At 67.1% G+C, this 15,960-nt stretch carries 13 protein-coding genes; 6 read left to right on the top strand and 7 right to left on the bottom strand.

Annotation, left to right across the window (positions count from 1 at the left end):
* Positions 1–295: 295 nt before the first annotated feature.
* The gene (locus tag D575_RS0100450; RefSeq protein ID WP_018143947.1) at positions 296–2,185 is read left to right on the top strand and encodes a SurA N-terminal domain-containing protein; all 1,890 of its coding nucleotides are present in this window, start codon (positions 296–298) and stop codon (positions 2,183–2,185) included.
* Between the two features lie 120 nt (positions 2,186–2,305).
* Here D575_RS0100450 and D575_RS0100445 read toward each other — a convergent pair whose 3' ends face one another.
* Positions 2,306–3,106 carry an enoyl-ACP reductase gene (locus D575_RS0100445; protein ID WP_018143946.1) on the bottom strand — a complete coding sequence of 267 codons (801 nt, stop codon included), beginning with the start codon at positions 3,104–3,106 and terminating at the stop codon, positions 2,306–2,308.
* A 253-nt stretch (positions 3,107–3,359) separates the two neighbouring features.
* Here D575_RS0100445 and D575_RS0100440 point away from each other — a divergent pair, with 253 nt between their 5' ends.
* Genes D575_RS0100440 through D575_RS0100425 form a run of 4 tightly spaced genes read left to right on the top strand, consistent with a single transcriptional unit; the run spans position 3,360 to position 9,524 of the window.
* Positions 3,360–5,219 (top strand): peptide-binding protein, encoded by a 1,860-nt coding sequence (locus D575_RS0100440; protein WP_018143945.1) that lies wholly within the window; start codon positions 3,360–3,362, stop codon positions 5,217–5,219.
* Positions 5,220–5,266: 47 nt separating this feature from the next.
* The gene (locus tag D575_RS0100435) at positions 5,267–6,646 is read left to right on the top strand and encodes an ABC transporter permease (RefSeq protein WP_018143944.1); all 1,380 of its coding nucleotides are present in this window, start codon (positions 5,267–5,269) and stop codon (positions 6,644–6,646) included.
* Positions 6,639–7,907: an ABC transporter permease gene (locus D575_RS0100430; protein WP_018143943.1), complete on the top strand. Its 1,269-nt coding sequence runs from the start codon at positions 6,639–6,641 to the stop codon at positions 7,905–7,907. The genes D575_RS0100435 and D575_RS0100430 overlap by 8 nt, the downstream gene beginning before the upstream one ends.
* A complete protein-coding gene (locus tag D575_RS0100425; RefSeq protein ID WP_018143942.1) occupies positions 7,908–9,524 on the top strand; it encodes an ABC transporter ATP-binding protein in 1,617 nt (538 codons plus the stop codon).
* Between the two features lie 154 nt (positions 9,525–9,678).
* Here the strand turns inward: D575_RS0100425 and mutM are convergent, their stop codons facing one another.
* The 3 genes from mutM to D575_RS0100410 are packed head-to-tail and all read right to left on the bottom strand — an operon-like array spanning position 9,679 to position 12,652.
* Positions 9,679–10,494, bottom strand: coding sequence for a bifunctional DNA-formamidopyrimidine glycosylase/DNA-(apurinic or apyrimidinic site) lyase (gene mutM, locus D575_RS0100420; RefSeq protein WP_018143941.1), 816 nt, complete (start codon positions 10,492–10,494; stop codon positions 9,679–9,681).
* Positions 10,487–11,437 (bottom strand): hypothetical protein, encoded by a 951-nt coding sequence (locus D575_RS0100415; RefSeq protein ID WP_018143940.1) that lies wholly within the window; start codon positions 11,435–11,437, stop codon positions 10,487–10,489. The genes mutM and D575_RS0100415 overlap by 8 nt, the downstream gene beginning before the upstream one ends.
* Positions 11,438–12,652 (bottom strand): EAL and HDOD domain-containing protein, encoded by a 1,215-nt coding sequence (locus tag D575_RS0100410; protein ID WP_018143939.1) that lies wholly within the window; start codon positions 12,650–12,652, stop codon positions 11,438–11,440.
* Positions 12,653–13,027: 375 nt separating this feature from the next.
* Here D575_RS0100410 and D575_RS0100405 point away from each other — a divergent pair, with 375 nt between their 5' ends.
* On the top strand, positions 13,028–13,258 hold the full coding sequence (locus tag D575_RS0100405; protein ID WP_018143938.1) for a hypothetical protein: 231 nt from the start codon (positions 13,028–13,030) through the stop codon (positions 13,256–13,258).
* Positions 13,259–13,504: 246 nt separating this feature from the next.
* Here D575_RS0100405 and rpmG read toward each other — a convergent pair whose 3' ends face one another.
* From rpmG to D575_RS0100390, 3 genes are all read right to left on the bottom strand, one after another.
* Positions 13,505–13,675: a 50S ribosomal protein L33 gene (gene rpmG / locus D575_RS0100400; RefSeq protein ID WP_017941410.1), complete on the bottom strand. Its 171-nt coding sequence runs from the start codon at positions 13,673–13,675 to the stop codon at positions 13,505–13,507.
* 12 nt (positions 13,676–13,687) lie between these two features.
* Positions 13,688–13,924: a 50S ribosomal protein L28 gene (gene rpmB, locus D575_RS0100395; protein WP_018143937.1), complete on the bottom strand. Its 237-nt coding sequence runs from the start codon at positions 13,922–13,924 to the stop codon at positions 13,688–13,690.
* A gap of 169 nt (positions 13,925–14,093) precedes the next feature.
* Positions 14,094–15,839, bottom strand: coding sequence for a bifunctional diguanylate cyclase/phosphodiesterase (locus D575_RS0100390; RefSeq protein ID WP_018143936.1), 1,746 nt, complete (start codon positions 15,837–15,839; stop codon positions 14,094–14,096).
* Positions 15,840–15,960: the final 121 nt, after the last annotated feature.

The following is a 15,960-nucleotide window of genomic DNA, read 5'->3' as shown; positions in this document are numbered from 1 at the left end:
GAGGTCCGATCCTCCGGGCCGACGGCTCCGAGGTATGTCCACAGCGATCGGCGCCGGCACGAGAGTGCGCAAGGCTTCATGCGAGGAGACCCGTCCAGGAGGTCAGGTTTTCGCCGCGCCTCCCTTCCAGTCTTCTGATCTTCCGGTAGACGCTCTTGGTCGGGCCCTTCTTCGTGCCATCGGCCGCTTCGTGGGAGACACCCGAGCCCAGGCGCAGACGCGCGCGGGCGTGCCTGCTACCATCGGCCGCTGATTCCCGTTTTCCTCCTAATTGCCGGAGTGAGCAGAGACCATCATGTTGCAAGCGATTCGTGACCGGGCGAGCGGCTGGCTCGCCTATGTGATCATTGGCCTGATCACCATCCCCTTTGCCCTGTGGGGCCTGGGCGAGTATTTCGGCGGGGCGGGCCCGCTGGTCGCCGCCGAGGTGAACGGCACGGATATCGCGGTGCGCGACGTGCACCAGGAGGCCCGCGCCCAGCGCGACGAGATGGCGCGCATGTTTGGCGGCGAGATCCCGGATGACGTGCTGGACGAGCAGGGCATCCGCCTGCAGGCGCTGGAGACCCTGATCCGCCAGGAACTGCTGCGCCAGGCGGCCGATTCCGCCGGCTTCAAGGCGGCGGGCGACAGCGTGTTGCGCGAGATCCGCGGCATGCCGGTGTTTCAGGAGGAGGGCCGCTTCAGCCGCGAACGCTACAGCCAGTTGTTGAATGCCCAGCGCATCAGCCCGGCCGACTTCGAGCAGGACATCGCCCGCAGTATTGTCATGTCGCAAATTCAGCGTGGCATCCAGGCCACGGGCGTGGTGCCGGAAGCCCTGGTGGAGGATTACAGCCGCCTGCGCAACCAGACGCGGGTTGCGAGCTGGAAGGTCTTCGCCGCGGACGACTTTGATCGTCCGGATGTGGTGGATGACGACGCGATCCGCGACTATTACGACGCCAATCCGGAAGACTTCACGACCACGGAACGGGTGCGGGTGAGCTATCTGCGCCTGGACCCGGAAGGCCTCGAGGCCGGGGTCGATGTCACCGAGGATCAGGTGCGCGAACACTACCGGGTCAATCGCAGCCGCTACGAAGAGCCGGAACTGCGTGAGGTGCGCCAGATCCGCATCCAGGATACCGACGAGGATGGCGAGGAACGTATCCGTGAACTGCGTAGTCGCCTGGATGATGGCGAGGACTTCGGCGACCTGGCGGAGGAATACTCCGAAGACAGCCTGACGGCCGACCGTGGTGGCAGCCTGGGCGAGGTCGCCCGGGGCGATCTGGATTCCACCCTGGAGACCGTCATTTTCACCCTGCCGAAGGACCTCATCAGCCAGCCGGTACGAACGGATCGTGGCTGGTTCATCCTTGAGGTGACCTCGATCCAGGAATCCCGGGCGCAGCCGTTCGAAGAGGTGCGCGAGGAGGTCGAGCAGGATCTACGCGACCGGACGGCCGAGCAGATGCAGATCGACGCCCTGGACGACCTGATGGCACTGGCAATCGAGTTTCCGGACACTCTGGAGCCGGCCGCCGACGCAACGGGCCTGGAGGTCCAGACCAGCGACTGGTTCTCCCGCGGCTCGGGCGATGGCATCGCCCGCCATCGTTCCATCCGCGATGCGGCGTTTGACCCGCGGGTACTGGAGGACGGCAACAACAGCGAGGCGATCGACCTGCAGGACCGTTCCACCGTGATCCTGCGTGTCGATGAGCACGAGCCGGCCGAGGTGCGCCCGCTGGCGGAGGTGGAGGACGAGATCCGCGAGCGCCTGCAGCGTCAGGCCGCTGCGGATGCCGCGCGTGAGGCGGGAGAGGCCCTGATCGAGCAACTGCGCGAAGCCGATGACTGGACCGCCGAGGCCGTGGAGAACGGAGAATGGAGTCGGTCGGTCGAGATCACCCGTGAACGGGCGACCGAACTGCCAACCGGGTTGCAGGACCACCTGTTCCGGCTGCCGGCGCCAGGCGCGGGCGCAGTGGAGATTGCCGGCGCCCGGGTCGGGGATGGTGACTTCGCGGTGACCGTGCTGGAAGCCGTACGCATGGGCGAGGACGCAGTGGATACTGCGGCGCGCCAGCAGGCGCGCGACCAGATTGGCAACGCCTACGGGAGTGCCGAGTTCCGGTCCTATCTCGCATGGCTGGAAGAGCAGGCGGAGATCAAGCGCTTCCCCGACGCGCTCGACTAGTCGCCGTAGAACCGTGAGGGGGCGCTTGGTGCGCTCCCGACCACGAAAAAGCCCGGCCCGCTTGCGCGGTGCCGGGCTTTTTTCTGGTACCCGGGATCGCCCGGGTAGCGCAGGGTCGCCTTATGTTTCGAGGCCGATCTCGGCTGCGCCCAGGCCGACCGTGTTGTAGCCGGAGTCGACGTACATCACTTCGCCGGTGATCCCGGAGGCAAGGTCGGAGCAGAGGAAGGCGCCGGCGTTGCCGACCTGATCCGTGGTGACGTTACGGCGCAGCGGCGCGTTGGCCTGGACGTGATCCAGGATGCGCTTGAAGTCGCCGATGCCGGAGGCCGCCAGGGTCCGGATCGGACCCGCGGAGATCGCGTTCACCCGGGTGCTTTCCGGCCCCAGGGTGTAGGCCAGGTAACGCACATTGGCCTCCAGGCTCGCCTTGGCCAGGCCCATCACGTTGTAGTTGGGCATCGAGCGCTCGGCACCCAGATAGCTGAGGGTGAGGATGGAGGCGTCGCGGTCCTTCATCATGCCGCGCCCGGCCTTGGCCAGCGCGGCCAGGCTGTACGAGCTGACATCGTGCGCGATGCGGAAGCCGTCGCGGGTCATGTTGTCGAGGAAGTCCCCCTCCAGCTGCTCCTTGGGCGCGAAAGCGACCGAGTGCACCAGGATGTCGACGCCGTCCCAGTAATTGTCCAGGTGCTCGAAGACCTGTTCGATCTCGCGATCGTCCTCGACGTTACAGGGCACAAGGATGTCGGAATCGAAATCCGCAACCAGCTTCTCGACGCGATCGCGCAGGCGTTCGTTCTGGTAGGTGAAGGCGAGTTCGGCGCCCTCGCGATGCATGGCCGCGGCAATGCCGTAGGCGATGGAACGGTTGCTGGCCACGCCGACGATCAGTGCGCGTTTGCCCTTGAGAAAACCCATGTAAAACTCCTTGATTCTGATCCGTGCCGACGCACCCGGGCGGGTCGTCTCGACGGCGCCCGACCGCGAGCGGAACCGGGGACGGACGCGACTGTCTTCGGGATCATACCGATGTGCCGCAAGTGCGGCCAGCACCCGATGAGCCGGAGGGAGCGGCTTGCTATAGTGCGAACACTTGCGGTCTTCAGGGCCGCCCACCCGGCGCCCCGGAATCGGGCCTGCCGGACTGCCACCGCAGCAACCCGGAGGCCTTGTGAGTCGTCATTTTGGTTGGATCGTGACCCTGATCGTGCTGGGTATCCTGCTGTTGCTGGTGATGGTCCAGATCGACCGCCAGTGGCAACGCATGGCCTCCATGCAGAGCACCATGACCGAGCAGGCCCGGGATCTCCGTGCATTGCGGCGCAGCCTGCAGGGCCTGGAATCCGACCTTGCCTCCGGGCGCTTCGCCGGGATGGATGGCGAGCGTGCCGCGCGGGCGGACGATGTCCCCTCGGCGTTCCGGCGCGCGGCGCGCGCGGCCGAGCAGGAGGACTACGCCGAGGGTGACTGGCTGGTGCAGGCCTTTGGCACGGGCCTGGCGACCATCACGCCGTATGTCTCCTCCGATGCCTATGCCTCCGAGGTGCAGAACTACGTGCTGGAGTCGCTGGTGGTGCGCGACCCGGAGACGCTGGAGTGGCAGGGGTTGCTGGCCGAATCCTGGGAGTTCGACGACAGCGGGACCGAGCTGACCTTCCGCCTGCGTTCGGGGCCTCAGTTCTCCGACGGCGAGCCGCTGACGGCCGCGGACATCGAGTTCACCTTTGATTTCCTGATGACCGATGCCATCGCGGTGCCGCGGGCGCGTGCCTTTCTGGAGAAGGTCGAGGCGGTGGAAGCACTGGACGAGCGCACGGTCCGGTTCACCTTCGAGGAGCCGTACTTCGATGCGATGCGGGTGGCCGGGGGGCTCGACGTATTGCCGAAGCACTTCTACGAGCGCTATCTCGGTGACCCGGAGACCTTCAACGAGTCACGCGGCATCCTGCTTGGGTCCGGGCCCTACCGCCTCGAGGATCCGACCGGCTGGACCCCGGACGCTGGGCGTATCGAACTGGAGCGCAACCCGCGTTACTGGGGGCCGGTGGAGCCGCCGCTGGATCGTCTGGTGTGGCGGGTCATCCAGAATGACAGTGCGCGTCTGACCACCTTCCGCAATCGCGATATCGACGTGTACGGGGCGCGCCCGCGCGAGTATGCCCGGTTGCGCGACGACGAGGCCCTGCGCGAGCGCGCGGATACCCACGAGTACATGAGCCCCACGGCCGGCTATTCGTACATTGCCTGGAACCAGCAGCGCGATGGCGAGCCGACGCGTTTCGCCGACCCGCGGGTGCGCCAGGCGATGAGCTACCTGACCGACGTTGACCGGCTGATCGAGGAGGTCATGCTGGGGTATGCCGAGCGCGCGATCTCCCCGTTTTCACCGCGCAGCGATCAGCACAATCCGGATCTCGATCCGATCCCCTATGATGTCGAGCGCGCCCTGGAGCTGCTGGCCGAGGCCGGCTTCCGCGAACGCAATCGCGATGGCGTGCTGGTCAACGAGGACGGCGAGCCGTTCTCCTTCGAGTTGTCGTATTTCCAGGACAACGAGGACACCCGCCGCATCGCGCTGTTCCTGCGCGACCTCTTTGCGCGTGCCGGGATCGAGATGCGCCCGTCGCCGACCGAGTGGTCGGTGATGCTGGAACAACTCACCCGCCAGGATTTCGATGCCATCACCCTGGGCTGGACCAGCGGTGTGGAGGTGGATATCTACCAGATGTTCCACTCCAGTCAGGTGGTTTCCGGTGGCGACAACTTCATCCACTACCAGAATCCCGAGCTGGATGCGGTGATCGAGGCGGCGCGTGGCGAGGTGGACGAGCCCGCGCGCATGGAGCTTTGGCGCGAAGCCGAGCGCATCCTGCACGAGGACCAGCCGTATACCTTCCTGATGCGGCGCCAGACCCTGGCCTTCATCGACCGACGCATCCAGAACCTGGAGCAGACCGCGCTGGGGCTCAACCTGGGGGCGGTGCCGCTGGAGATCTACGTCCCGTTCGAATCGCAACGGTACGGGCAGTAGCCGGCGATGCCCATGGAAGCTGAAGCGGCAGGGGAGCGCCGCACGCGATGCTGACCTACATCCTGCGTCGCATGCTCCTGATGGTGCCGACCCTGTTCGGGATCACCGTGGTCGTGTTTGCGGTGATGGCGGCCGCACCCGGTGGGATCAGCGCCCTGACGCTGGTCGAAGGCCAGGGCCTGGAGCCCCAGGCACAGAAGGCGATGGAGGACTACTACAACCAGCTCTACGGGCTGGACCAGCCGGCCCCGGTGCAGTTCGGGCGCTGGCTGAACAACATCTCGCCGATCGGATTTGCCCAGGACGCGGACGGCTCGCTCACCGGCTGGCCACACTTCAAGGTCCCCAATCTGGGCACCAGTTTCCGCTATGGCCGGCCGGTGATCGATCTGGTGGCCGAACGCTTGCCGATCACGTTGCTGCTGAACGTGCTCTCCATCCCGCTGATCTACATCGTCGCGGTTGCGGTGGGGGTGCGCGCGGCCACCCAGCATGGCCAGGCCTTCGATTCGCAGTCTGGCGTCGTGCTGCTGGCCCTGTGGTCGGTGCCGACCATGCTGGCCGGCGTGTTGCTGATCGGCTTCTTTGCCTCCGACCAGTTCTGGCAGTGGTTCCCCACCGGGGGGCTCAGCCAGCGCGCGGCGCTGGACATGACTTTCCTGCCCACGGTGGAGGTGGTCTGGGCGTTGCCGTTGTTGCTGATCCTGCCGTTTCTGGGGGTGGCGCTGGGGATCTACCTTGCGCGCTACCTGCCCGCCCGTATCCGCGGCGGGGTCGGGGCGGCACTCGGGGCCGTCTGCGGCTGGCTGATGTTCCGCGATCTGGCACCGGCCGGGATGGTCAGTACCGCAGTGGCCGTGCTTCTCGGGGGCGGAGTGGGCTGGATGATGGCGCACAGCGACTGGGGCGTCCTGCGCGGGTTTTATCTGGGCACCCTGGGGCTGGGTGCCGGGCTGGCGCTGGCGCTGGGCCTGGCGCCGGGCCATATGGTGCCGGGCTTCCTGCTGGACCGGGCCTGGCACCTGGTGTTGCCAGTGCTGTGCCTGTCCTACGGCGGGCTGGCATTCCTGGCCAAGCTTTCGCGTTCGGCGGTGCTGGAGAACCTGACCTCGGATTACGCGCGTACGGCGCGCGCCAAGGGGGTGGCCGAGCACGACGTGCTGTGGCGTCACGTGTTCCGCAATTCCCTGCTGCCCCTGATCACCGTGTCGGCCACGCTGCTGCCCTCGCTGCTGGCCGGCTCGGTGATCGTGGAGGCGATCTTCTCCATTGATGGCATGGGCAAGCTGGCGGTGGAGGCCGTGCAGACGCGCGACCGTGAGCTGGTGCTGTCGATCACCCTGATCTCGGGCGTGCTGACCCTGGTGGGCTATCTGCTGGCGGATCTGGCCTACGCCATCGTCGATCCGCGGGTGAGCTATGACTGAGACCGCGCACAACACGCAGCAGGCGGATCGCCGCAGCCGTTCCTGGGCCCGGCGCGTGGTGGGCGAGATCCTGCTGCGCTGGGGTGCCCGCCTCGGGATTGGCTGGATCGCGCTGTTGACCCTGGTCGCGATCCTCGCGCCAGTGCTCGCGAATTCCCACCCGCTACTGGTACAGACCGCCGACGGCGCGTGGGCGCTGCCGTTTCTGCGCTACCTGACGGCTGCGGACGTGACCCTGTTTGGTTTGCTGGTGCTGGCTCTGATCTTCTGGCGTCTGTCCGGACGGCCATGGCGGCGCTTCGGTCTCTGGGCAGTGCTGGGTGCGGTGCTGGGCGTGGTGGCCTGGCAGACGGTGTCGCCGCCGTCGCTGGTGATTCACGAGCAGTACCGTGAGGCCGAGGTGCTGGGCGAGTATCAGCGGGTAATCCGCGCGCCGATCCCGTACTCGCCGCGCGACTACCTGCGCGATTACGCCGATACCGGGCTGGAGGCCCCGCGCGAGTCGCCGGATCGGGTGCACTGGTTCGGTACGGACGATACCGGCGCCGACGTGCTCTCGCGCATGATCCACGCCACGCGCATCGCGCTGTCCATTGGCTTCATCGCGACCGGGATTGCGCTGGGGATCGGGGTGATCCTGGGCGGGCTGATGGGCTATTTCTCGGGGATCGTGGACATGATCGGGATGCGCCTGGTGGAGATCTTCGAGGCCATCCCGACGCTGTTCCTGCTGTTGACCTTCGTCGCCTTCTTCGGGCGTTCGTTGTACCTGATGATGCTGATCATTGGGCTGACCTCATGGTCCGGCTACGCCCGTTACGTGCGCGCCGAGTTCCTGCGCCTGCGCCAGCAGGACTTCGTGCAGGGGGCCATCGCCTCGGGGTTGTCGCTGCCGTCCATCCTGTTCCGGCACATGCTGCCGAACGGCATCGCACCGATCCTGGTCGCGGCGAGCTTTGGCGTCGCCTCTGCGATCCTCGCCGAGGCGACGCTGTCGTTCCTCGGCCTGGGCCTGGTAGACGATCCCTCCTGGGGCCAGATGCTGAACCAGGCGGTACAGAGCTCCACCTTCAACTGGTGGATGGCGGCCTTCCCCGGGGGCGCGATCTTCCTGACCGTGTTCGCCTACAACCTGATCGGCGAGGCCCTGCGCGACGCGGTGGACCCGCATGCCCGCTCCGCGGCGCGCACTGCCAATCGCGATGACGGCGCGCGTCCGGCGGCCGGGGCCACCAGCGCCACCAGCGGCGGGGTGCGCTGAATGCTGGAGGTGCGCAATCTGCAGATCCGCCACCGCGACGGCGAGGCAACGCTGGTGGAGGATGTGAGCTTCGCCATCCGCGCGGGCGAGCTGTTTGCCCTGGTCGGGGAGTCGGGCTCCGGCAAGTCGATCACGGCGCTGGCCATCATGCGTCTGCTGGATGCGGGGTTCGAGAGGCCCTCGGGCGAGGCCTGGCTGGCCGGACGCGAAGGCCGCCAGGAGTTGCTGGGGCTTCCAGGCGCGGTGATGCAGCATGTGCGCGGCGACCGCATCGGCATGATCTTCCAGGAGCCGATGACCTCCCTGAATCCGGTGCTGAAGGTGGGCGATCAGATCGAGGAGGTGCTGCGCCTGCATCGCCCGCAGATGAGTCCGGAGCAGCGCGCGGCGCGCACCCTCGAGGTCTTGAGCGAGGTGCAGTTGCCGAACCCCGAACAGCGCCGCGACGAGTACCCGCACAAGCTCTCCGGCGGCCAGCGCCAGCGGGTGATGATTGCCATGGCCCTGGTCGCCGAACCGGATCTGCTGATCGCGGACGAGCCGACCACCGCGCTGGACGTGACCATTCAGGCCGAGATCCTGAAGCTGATCGACCACCTGCGCGAGAAGAACGGCATGGCGGTCCTGCTGATCACCCACGACTTCGGCGTGGTGGCCTCGGTGGCTGATCGCGTGGCGGTGATGCGCCAGGGGCGCCTGGTGGAGCAGGGGGAATGCCTGCCGCTGTTGCGCGCTCCGCAGGACGCCTACACCCGCAAGCTGATCCAGGCGCTGCCGGAGAACCTGCCACCGCTGCCGCCGGTGCCGGGCGCGGGGCGCGAAGCACTGTTGCAGGTCTCCGGCCTGCAGGTGCACTTCCCGGTGCTGAAGGGCCTGATGCGTCGCCAGGTGGATGTGGTGCGGGCGGTGGATGACGTCAGTTTCGAGCTGGAGAACGGCGAGGTGCTGGCCGTGGTGGGGGAGTCCGGCTGTGGCAAGACCACCCTGGGCCGCGCGATCCTGCGCCTGATCGAGCCGACCGGTGGCGAGATCCGCTACCGGGGCGAGTCGTTGACCCACATGGCACGCAAGCCGTTGCGCCGGCTGCGGCGGCACCTGCAGGTGGTGTTCCAGGACCCGGCCTCGTCGCTGAACCCGCGCCTGAACGTGCTGACGCTGCTGACCGAGCCGATGGCGGTGCACGGCATCGGCGCCAATCAGGACGAGCGGATTGCCCTGGCCGGCCGGGTGCTGGATCAGGTGGCGTTGCCGGAGGACAGCCTGTGGCGCTATCCGCACGAGTTCTCCGGTGGTCAGCGCCAGCGTATCGCGATCGCGCGCGCCCTGGTGCTGGACCCGGACGTGATTATCTGCGACGAGGTGACCAGCGCGCTGGACGTATCCGTCCAGGCAGAGGTGCTGCAGATCCTGGGCCGGCTACGCGCGGAGCGACGTCTGGCGATGATCTTCATCACCCATGACATGGGTGTGGTCGAGTACTTCTCCGACCGCATGCTGGTGATGCACGACGGGCGCATGGAGGAGATCGGTGCCACCGCCGAGGTGCTGGCCAATCCGCAGGCCGACTACACCCGCCACCTGCTGGATGCCGTGCCGCGCGTCTCGCGTTATCTGTAAGCCCACCCGCCCGCGCTGTGCGGTGCACGGCCGCCGTCTGGCGGTTGCGGGTCGCTTACCGTGGCGAATCCTTTCCTGGTGTTCTCTGCGTATGTTCCGTGCCCTGTGCGGGGACGAACGGCCTTTCGGCTCTGCTGACCCGTGTGGGGTCGATCTACTTCTGGCAGGCGGGGCAGTAGCTGCTGGCGCGCTGGCCGATCCGGCGCGTGCGCAATACCTCGGCGCAGACCGGGCAAGGCTCGCCGGCGCGGCCGTAGACGCGCAGCGACTGGCGGAAGTAGCCGTGGGTGCCGTCCTCGTGCAGGAAGTCGCGCAGGGTGGTCCCGCCCTGTTCAATGGCCGCCGCCAGCACCGCCTTGATGTGGCTTGCCAGGCGCTCGTATTCGGCGCGCGTGATGCGTCCGGCCGCGCGCCCGGGCCGAACGCCGGCGAGGAACAGGGCCTCGGTGGCGTAGATGTTGCCCACTCCCACCACGATCGCCTGGTCCATGATGAAGGCCTTGACCGGGCCCCGGCGGCCGCGGCTGCGGCGGAACAGGGAGTCGCCATCGAATTCCGGGTCCAGGGGTTCCGGGCCGAGGTCGGCCAGCAAGGCGTGGGGTCCGGCGCCCTCGGGGAGCGGCAGGCAACAGCCGAAGCGGCGCGGGTCGTGCAGCCGAACCTGGTAGCCGTTGTCCAGGTGCAGGGTCAGGTGATCGTGCCGGCGCAAAGGCGTCTCGGGCGTGCAGTGGCGCAGGCTCCCGGACATCCCGAGATGCAGCAGGAGGCCGGTACGATCGGTCTCCAGCAACAGGTATTTGGCGCGCCGGGTCAGGCTGCGGACCCGGGCGCCGGCCAGTTGCTGCACCAGCTCCGGCGGCACCGGCCAGCGCAGGCGCGGCTCGCGGACCTCGAAGGCCGTGATGCGGCGCCCGGCCAGCAGGGGGGCGAGCCCGCGCCGGGTGGTCTCGACCTCGGGCAGTTCAGGCATGCACGCCCTCGATTTCCAGCAGCAGCTCGCGCCGGCAGACGTCGCCGCGGACCCACTGGACGATCGGCCCCGGTTGGACGTCGTGGTAGTGCTCGGCGAGGACCGCGGCGACCTTCGGCCGATCTTCCGGATGTCGCAGGTAGACGCGCAGCCAGGCCGGGCGTGGCAGTTCGTGGCCAGCGGTGTCATGCAGGGACCGCAAGTTGGCCAGGGTCTCGCGTGTCTGGGCGACGACGTCGTCGGGGTGACGGCTCTCGTGGCCGACGATGCTGGCGGTGCCGGAGAGCAGGATGAGGGGGCCGTCCGCGGTTTCCAGGCGGGTCGCGCGGGCGAAGGTCGGGCTCTTCGGGCTGTAACGCGCCGGGTAATGATAGGCGCTGACCTGACGCGGGTTCTCCAGGGAATCGGCCGGGGTGCGAGTGGCGATCAGGTAGATGACCAGCTGGCGCTGGTCGCTCCCGATGGCCGTGGCGGCGGGCATGCTGGCCAGCGGTATCTCCAGGGCCTCAAGCGCGGTGGCGCGGCCCATGCAGAAGGCCTGATAGCGTTCCAGCCCGTCCTCCTCGGTATGGATGTCGCCAAAGTAGTTCCACACGCGTGCCAAATGCTCGAAGCCGCGCGCTCGGCAGGCGGCCAGCAGGGCGCGGTAGGCGTATTCGGTCTGCTCCCGGAGACCGTTATCCGGTCCGCTCCAGGTCGCGAAGAGGACGTCCTCGTGTTCCAGCAGGCGGACGGGCCCCTCGTGGATCGGCGTTGGCGTGCCGCTGGCGGTCCAGTACTCGACATAGTGATCCGGCGCCAGGGGGTGCAGGCCCGGGCGGATCTCCAGGTGGCCGGGCCCGCTGTCGATCCCGGCGGGTTCGCGCAGCCGGATGTGCATTCCCGTATCGGGGCCGGCGGCGGCTTCCGGCATGAGCTGGCTTCGCAGGGTAAGGGGGGGCATCTAGTTCTCCGCCAGCGAGGCGAGCAAATCCTCGGTCCAGCGTACGGCCTCCAGGTAAAGGCGGCTGGAGACCGGCGCCGGGACCGGGGCATTCGTGCTGTCCAGCGGGGGTGTCGGGCCTTCGAAGGCGGCGATGGTCGCCAGCAGCGGTGCCAGCGGTCCTGCGCCTTCCATCAGGGCCTGTTCCATTTCGGTGGACAGGCGGAGTTCGCCCAGGATGTGTCGCAGCGGTACCCCCAGCACGCGATCCATCCCGGAGAGCATGCCGAGGGTGAAGTAACGCTCGCACTCCTCGGGGTGCAGGCCCAGGGCGCGCGCCATCAGCATGCCCATACGGGCACGGATCATGACCTGCTCGAGCCCGTGGGTGGGATTGCCGGTACCTCGCAGTACCATCAGCATCGCCAGGCGTTTGATGCGCCCCTGGCCCAGGCGCAGGATCGCGTTGTAGAGCGAATCGGTCGGGCGAGAGCCGCGATAGGCCGGGCTGTTGGCGATGCGCAGCAGCTGGATCGCGAGCCCGGGCTCGGCGGCGATCAGTTCCTCCAGCTCGGCCGGCGTCGGATCCGGCGCCTGTAGCGCCCGCAGGAGGCGCAGCAGGGCCACTTCCAGGCTCTCCAGGCGCTGCCCCTCGATCACGTGGGGGAAGGACAGGTGAAAGCCCTGGAACAGGCTGAAGCCAAGGGCCTGGCAGCGAGCATAGGCCTCGGCCGTTTCGACCTTCTCGGCCAGCAGTTCCACGTCGAAGGCGCCCAGGGTGGTGACTTCCTGCTCCAGGCGCTGGCCGCCCAGGGCGAGCACATCGAGCTTGACCAGATCCGCCAGTTCGACCAGCTCGGAATGGCTCTCCTGAAACTGGTAGTCATCCAGTGCGATGCGAAAGCCCCGGGCCTTCAGTCGGCGTACCGCGGCGATGACCTCGGCGTCGATCTCGATATCCTCGAGGATCTCCAGCACGACCTGTTCCGGTGGCAGGCTGGTGATGACCTCGTGTTCGAGAAAGCCGCGGGTGAGATTGACGAAGGCCAGGTGTTTGCCGACCAGGTGTTGGAGACCGATGTCGATGAAGGCGCTGCGCAGGAGATCGGAGGTGGCCAGGTCGCCGTCGGTGACCGAAGCGGCATCCAGGTGCCCGGCGCGAAACAGGAGCTCGAAGCCGACCAGATTCTCCTGATCGTCAAAGATGGGTTGCCGGCCGACAAAAATTGGTTGCATGCTTGCGCTAGGGAAACACTGATTAATGTACACGCTCGGGCTCGAGTCGCTTTGGCGTGCGAACAAGGCGCGCTGACTGCCGTGCAGTCACTCTGCACAAGGGAGCCGCAACGCCGTGCGCACGCCCGTTTTCGTCAACAACGGGCGGTCCAGCCGTGGCGTTCAATAACTTGTGGGATTGACGCCCCAGGTTCCCCGGTCCTGCGTTGCGCCGCTTGCAGGTAGAACCGCTACCCGCTGCACGACGCGCCGGGTCGCGGAAAACCTGGGGTACCAACGCGAGCGTGTACATTAAATCAGTGTTTCCCTTGGTCAAAAACAGATGGGCGGCCACGACTGCGTGCAGCAGGCCGGCTCGGGAGGGACATAAGCACCATGGATTCGATTGATGCGCCATTTGGAGAAGTCGTGGAGTTGCGCCAGATCCTGCACGACTCGGGGGTCCCGCTGCTGCGGGTTATTATCCGCGATGGCGGGCGTTATACCAAGATCGAACTGGACCCGGCGACGGCTCACCGCTGGGGCCGCGTGATGACGCGCTGGGCAGAAACCGCCGCCGAGGGTGCCGCGACACCAGGGGACGGCGGGCAGCCGGATCCGGTCTGAGCCCGCGTCAACGGGGGATATGGCTGGATGCATACGCGCTCGAGTTGATCTCGAGCGCCGACCGGGCGCGTTGAGCGAGGCGTGGCCGAGCCCCGCGAGCCGAGTGGCAAGTGGGGAACGGTGCGTTAACACGAATGCGTTTTCCGGTACGGACCGCGCTCGCGCCAACACAAAAAGGCCCGGATCCGCGTAGGCGGGCCGGGCCTTTTTTCGCCTGTTGTCAGGCAATCGAGCCGATGGGCGCGATTACTTGATCTTGGCTTCCTTGTACATCACGTGCTTGCGGACGACGGGATCAAACTTCTTGATCTCCATCTTCTCGGGCATGTTCCGCTTGTTCTTGGACGTGGTGTAGAAGTGCCCGGTGCCGGCGGAGGACACCAGGCGGATCTTGTCGCGTGCGGACTTGGCAGCCATCGTGAAGCCTCCTTAGACCTTTTCACCGCGGGCACGGCAGTCCGCCAGGACCGCGTCGATGCCGCGCTTGTCGATAATCCGCATGCCCTTGCAGCTAAGGCGCAGGCGTACGAAGCGGTTCTCGCTCTCCACCCAGAAACGGTGGAAATGCAGATTGGGCAGGAAGCGCCGCCGCGTCTTGCGGTGAGCGTGAGAAACGTTGTTACCGGTCGCCGGGCGTTTGCCGGTCACCTGACATACTCGGGCCATCGGGGGACTCCGGAATTTGGGTCTACCAGAAAGACGGCGGACTATAGCGTAGCCCCGGGGCGGGTGCAAGGGAGGCGCTGATCAATTCGGGAACATTCGCGGCGGCTTTGGGGCAAGACGCCGCGTCCCGAAAGGCCAATCGGTTCGAGTGTGAACGTGAACGATCCGGTTAGCGGTTGTTCGCTCGCTTGAGGGCCGCTCGCTCATCGGTCTCCGGGCACAGGCCGGGAACGAGGCCCCGGTCGTGGGCCCCGGCGATGATCGCCTCCAGCGGCATCGGGCGGGCGATGCCGTAGCCCTGAGCCGCGTTGCATCCGTAGTCGCGCAGCCGCGCCAGGGTGGCCGCGTCCTCGGCCCCCTCGGCGACCACCTTGAGGCCCAGGTCCCGGGCCAGGCTGATGCTGGCGCGAGTAATCTGCTCGTCGACCGGGTGCTCCAGCATTTGCCGTACAAAGGCCTGATCGATCTTGAGAGTCGTCACCGGCATACGTTTGAGGTAGGCCAGCGACGAATAGCCGGTGCCAAAGTCGTCGATGGCGAGTTCCAGTCCGGCCTCGGTCAGGCGCCGCAGGGCCCGGATCACCTCGTCCGGGTCCGCCATCAGGGCGGTCTCGGTGAACTCGAGTTCCAGGGCGCAGGGTGGAAGCCCCGAGACGCGAACCTTCTCCAGCAGGCGATCGGCAAATCCGGGGTCGAGGAAGTTGCGCGCCGAGATGTTCACGCTGACGGGCATGTCCAGGCCTTCGACGCGCAGGCGGGCGATGTCGGCCAGTGCGAGATCAAGGACCCGGTCGGTGAGGCTGTGGATCAGTCCGGTGCGCTCGGCCGGCGGGATGAACTGGTCGGGAGGGATGCGGCCGCGAACCGGGTGTTCCCAGCGTAGCAGGGCCTCCAGGCCCATCACCTGATCGCTCGCGAGATTGACCTTCGGCTGGTAGTGCAGGCTTAGCTGGCCGTCGTCCAGTGCGCTTTGCAACTCGCCCAGGAGTTCCACGGTGTACAGGCTGTGCTCGTTGCTGCGGCGGTTGTAGCTGCGATAGCGGCGCCCCGAGTGACTGGCCTCGTGCATCGCCATCCAGGCCTTGGTCAGCAGCCGGGTGGGTTCATCCTGCTCGTGAAAGGGGAAGGAGGAGACGCCCGCGTGGGCCCCGAGATAGACCGGGATCTCGAAGACCTCGAAAGGGGTTTGCAGGCATTCGATCGCGGCGCGTGTGACGGCGAGTGTCTCTTTGCGGCTGCGGTGCGGCAGGATCAGGGCGAAGTGATCGTCGTGGATGTGGAACACGGACGCCCCGGCGGGCTCGGCCACTGCCTGCAGGCGCTCGGCAATGGATCGCAGCAGGGGGCGCTCGGCGGCGAAGCCCAGGGCGCCAATGCTGTCCGGGTAGTTGTCCATCTGCAGGCTGATGACGAACACGCGGGTGGCGGCGGCGTCCGGGGCGTCGGCCTGGGTCATCAGTTGCCGGGCATACTGCTCGAGCGACTCGCGATTGGGCAGGCCGGTCACGGGGTTGTTGTAGGCCTGTTCCAGAAGCCGTTCGGAGTGGCGGCGCAGGGTGTCGAACAGCCAGCCGGAGAATCCCCCGAGGACGATGTAGATGCCGGTGCGCGTGAGCCAGTTCAATGCGGGTTGAGCCGCCCCGGTGGCGGTATCCAGGGGCATGAACGGACCCAGGAGCAACCCCGCCAGCAGCCCGAAGGCCAGCCCGCCCCACAGCCCGAACAGGGCGGCCCCCAGCAGCACCGGGATGAGGATGAAGTTGAGGTAGGCAGTGGAGGTGCCGCCGGTCTCGTATACGATCAGCGCGACCAGCGCCATCAGGAGTGGGACGGCAGCGGCCCCGGCGAGTCGCCAGCCTCCGGGGATCCCCTGTGAGCGGGCATGTGACCAGGTGGAAAACGGGGTCGGCGCCATTCCGGTTCCTTCGGTTTGTGCCATTCGGGTGCCGCCACGATTATCGACGTAGTGGGCCGGTTTGCGTGCAGGGTCGGGAATCGCCGCGTCGCGAGAGGTGGTCGCTGTTGCCGGTCGCGGG

Source organism: Thioalkalivibrio sp. AKL6, from assembly GCF_000376905.1.
GTDB classification, from domain to species: domain Bacteria; phylum Pseudomonadota; class Gammaproteobacteria; order Ectothiorhodospirales; family Ectothiorhodospiraceae; genus Thioalkalivibrio; species Thioalkalivibrio versutus.
Note: the sequence above shows the minus strand (reverse complement) of the source record. Positions and strands in the feature narration are given on the sequence as shown.